The following is a 3,064-nucleotide window of genomic DNA, read 5'->3' on the forward strand; positions in this document are numbered from 1 at the left end:
CCGAAGCACCAAGCCTACTGGGCGGTTGAACCGGGTGCAATATATTTTGGAAATACATTCCACAATATGGAATCTGCTCACGTAGTACTTGAGGGATTTGGTACAGAGATGCCAAATAATTGACTGAATTACTTGAAAAAAAGTGCTTGCGAATGTGTCATTTTGCGCAACCCGGTGGTAACGTGACCCGAACAGGTTAACCGGGACGTGTTATTCCCCGGGTCAGCCAGAGCGTGAAACGCACGTGCCAGTGAGGGCACGTGGCACTGGAGCACACCCTTGATGACCGTGTCAGACTTCATAGAGATGCTGCGTGACTACGATGGCGACATGCCCATCCTCACCCCGTCGCTTGGCACCCCCACCGTCCGCTCCGTGCTGGGCAAAGTCGTCATCCGCGAAAACGACCAACCGGCCACCTACCCGGCAGCGCCCGACCCCGACCGCGCACACTGACGCACTGGCCGTTCGGCCGCGCTGAACTCCGCTGCCCAAGGTCGCCCTGTTGGGCACACGTCAATCACCCGCGCCGCCGGCGCAGTGCGCGAGCCTCGCGTGTCTGTTTGCGCCGTGGTACGGCGCTGACAGGATTGCATTGCTGCGCGCTGCGCGTAGAGTGCAAGCCCTGCCCGCCCGCCGTGTCAGTGCGCGTGGATTCCACGCGCTGCTTTCGGGCGTGCACCACCGGGAATGAGACCGTGAACGAACGCGTCCGCGCACTGAAAGTCCAATACGACACCGACGCCTACCTGGTGGTTGAGGATATCATCCCGCCCACGTTGCTCGCGCGCCTGCAACAAGAAACCCGCTCGGCGATCGACCGCGTCGCAGCAGGCACGCTCGACCACGAGCTGCTCGACACCTTCGAAAACGCCGACGGCGTGCCGCAACTTCGTCGTATTGCGTCCCCCGAAGCCTTTGCGAGTTGCTTCGATGAGGCCATGCGACTGCCCGCGCTGCTCGACCTCGTCCAGGTGCTGCTCGGGGGCAGCGTGCGTTTCGACCACGGCAAGCTGAACTTCAAGCCGCCGAGCGGCGGCGCCGCCGTGGAATGGCACCAGGACTGGGCGTTCTACCCACAGACCAACGACGACATGTTGGCTGTCGGCATCCTGCTTGAAGACTGTACGCTCGAAAGCGGCCCATTGATGGTGGTTCCAGGGTCACACACCGGCGCCGTACACGACCACCACCACAATGGCTACTTCGTCGGTGGCGTCAACGCCGAGGACATCCGCGACGAGATCCAGCGCGCGGTGCCTCTCACGGCAACCGCGGGCTCGATTTCGGTACACCATGTCCGCACGCTGCACGCCTCAACGGCCAACCGATCCGCCGTCAACCGCCCGCTGTTGCTGTTCAACTACGTTGCCGTCGACGCCTTTCCGGTCTTCCACAGCTTCAACTGGGACGACTTCAACGAACGCATCCTTCGCGGCGAGATCACGCACACCGCGCGTGTCTGCGAAGCCCCTGTACGCATTCCAAGCCCGACACCCAAGCCCGCCGACGAGTACGCGACCGGCTCGTTGTTTGACCTGCAGACAGGCATGGCGGGCGCGCTGTACGCCAACTGACGCGGTCTGGTTCGCAGGCACACGCCGTCAAGCCGGCACCAATGCGGCCTCAAGTGCAGTAGCGAGTGCCAGCAGGCGGGCGTCCGCGCGGAGCGGGCCGATCAACTGTACACCGCAGGGCATGCCGTCGGGGGTGCGGCCAACCGGCACGGCCAACGCCGGCAAGTGCAAGCACGGCGTCAGCTCGATCGGCCGCCAGTCCTCGTGGATGGCCTCTGCTTCGGCGTCTGCTCCGAACGGCATCCGCGTCGATGTGGGCCACACCATCACGTCGTGGTCGGCAAAAAACGCATGCACCGTGTGCACACACCGGTCGCGCACGCGGGTCGACTGGCAGAGCGACGCGCTTGTCACTTCACGCCCCCGGGCGAGTGCCGCGTGCAGTTCGGGCGAAAACCCGGACGGGTTCGCGTCTATCGCCTCACCGTGCTTGACCACCACGCCAACGTCGCGGAGCGTCGCCTGCGCGGCGTGCAATCCCCGCAGGTCGGGTTCGGCGTCGCGTACAACGGCGCCGAGTCGGGTCAACTGCGCGCGCAAGGGCGACAGCGCAGCGGTGACCGCCTCACTCGTGTCGGCGCCGTCCGGCCTCAGGCACCAGGCGACCCGCAGGCCCTGAAACGGGCTCTCTGACACCGACACCGGCGCAGGCACGGTGTACAGGGGCGCCATGCGCGGCCCGCGCATGGCATCAAACATCAGCGCGAGGTCCCGCGCTGTGCGTGCCATCGGTCCGACCACATCCGTGCCCTCGAACGGGTCCGCTTTCGGCCAGTTCGGCACCACGCCGGGGGTAGGTCGCAGGCCGTAGAGCCCACACCAGGCCGCCGGGCCGCGAATCGAGCCCGCGATGTCGCTGCCGTCTGCGAGGGCGACAAAGTGCGCAGCCAGTGCCGCCGCAGACCCACCGGACGAACTCGACACCGTCTTGCTCGGGTCCAGCGGGTTGCGCGTCAGGCCGGCGACGGCGTTGTCGGTCTGACCGCCGTATCGCCCGTGTCCGAGCTCGGGCAAGTTGGTTTTGCCCAGCACAATCGCCCCGGCGTCTTCGAGGTTGGCGACGTGCAGTGCAGTCACCTCGGCGGTAACGTCCGCGTAGGCTTCCGACCCGCGTGTCCAGCGCAGGCCCGCCACTGGCGCACCGTCTTTGATCCCAACAGTCAGACCGAACAGGGGGCCGAGCGTGTCACCGCGCGCAGCAGCGCGGTCCAAGGCCTCGGCCCGGCAGCGCGCGCGGTCGGCGTCGACCGTGACAAAGGCATTGATGGTCGGTTCGCGCCGCGCAATCTCGTCGAGGTGTGCCTCCAGCACAGTCTGCACCGAGACCTCGCGGCGGCGCATGCGCTCGACCTGTTCGCTGGCGCTGAGTCGGTTGAGCTCGTTCACGCCGAGCCCTGAACATGGCAAGCCCGACACAATTTGCCATCCAGCCAGCACTCTGCGAGGCTGTGTGCATGACTGCCTGACTGTGCTGCAGCGCCCCGCGC

Annotated in this window: 3 protein-coding genes; 2 read left to right on the forward strand and 1 reads right to left on the reverse strand. The window is 65.7% G+C overall.

What is annotated here, in order from left to right:
* Positions 1-288: 288 nt before the first annotated feature.
* Both AAGA11_22895 and AAGA11_22900 read left to right on the forward strand, forming a co-directional pair.
* A complete protein-coding gene (locus AAGA11_22895; protein ID MEM9605722.1) occupies positions 289-456 on the forward strand; it encodes a hypothetical protein in 168 nt (55 codons plus the stop codon).
* A 242-nt stretch (positions 457-698) separates the two neighbouring features.
* Positions 699-1,577: a phytanoyl-CoA dioxygenase family protein gene (locus AAGA11_22900; GenBank protein ID MEM9605723.1), complete on the forward strand. Its 879-nt coding sequence runs from the start codon at positions 699-701 to the stop codon at positions 1,575-1,577.
* Positions 1,578-1,604: 27 nt separating this feature from the next.
* Here the strand turns inward: AAGA11_22900 and AAGA11_22905 are convergent, their stop codons facing one another.
* The gene (locus AAGA11_22905) at positions 1,605-2,963 is read right to left on the reverse strand and encodes an amidase (GenBank protein ID MEM9605724.1); all 1,359 of its coding nucleotides are present in this window, start codon (positions 2,961-2,963) and stop codon (positions 1,605-1,607) included.
* Positions 2,964-3,064: the final 101 nt, after the last annotated feature.

It is taken from the genome of Pseudomonadota bacterium (assembly GCA_039196715.1).
Lineage (GTDB): Bacteria > Pseudomonadota > Gammaproteobacteria > CALCKW01 > CALCKW01 > CALCKW01.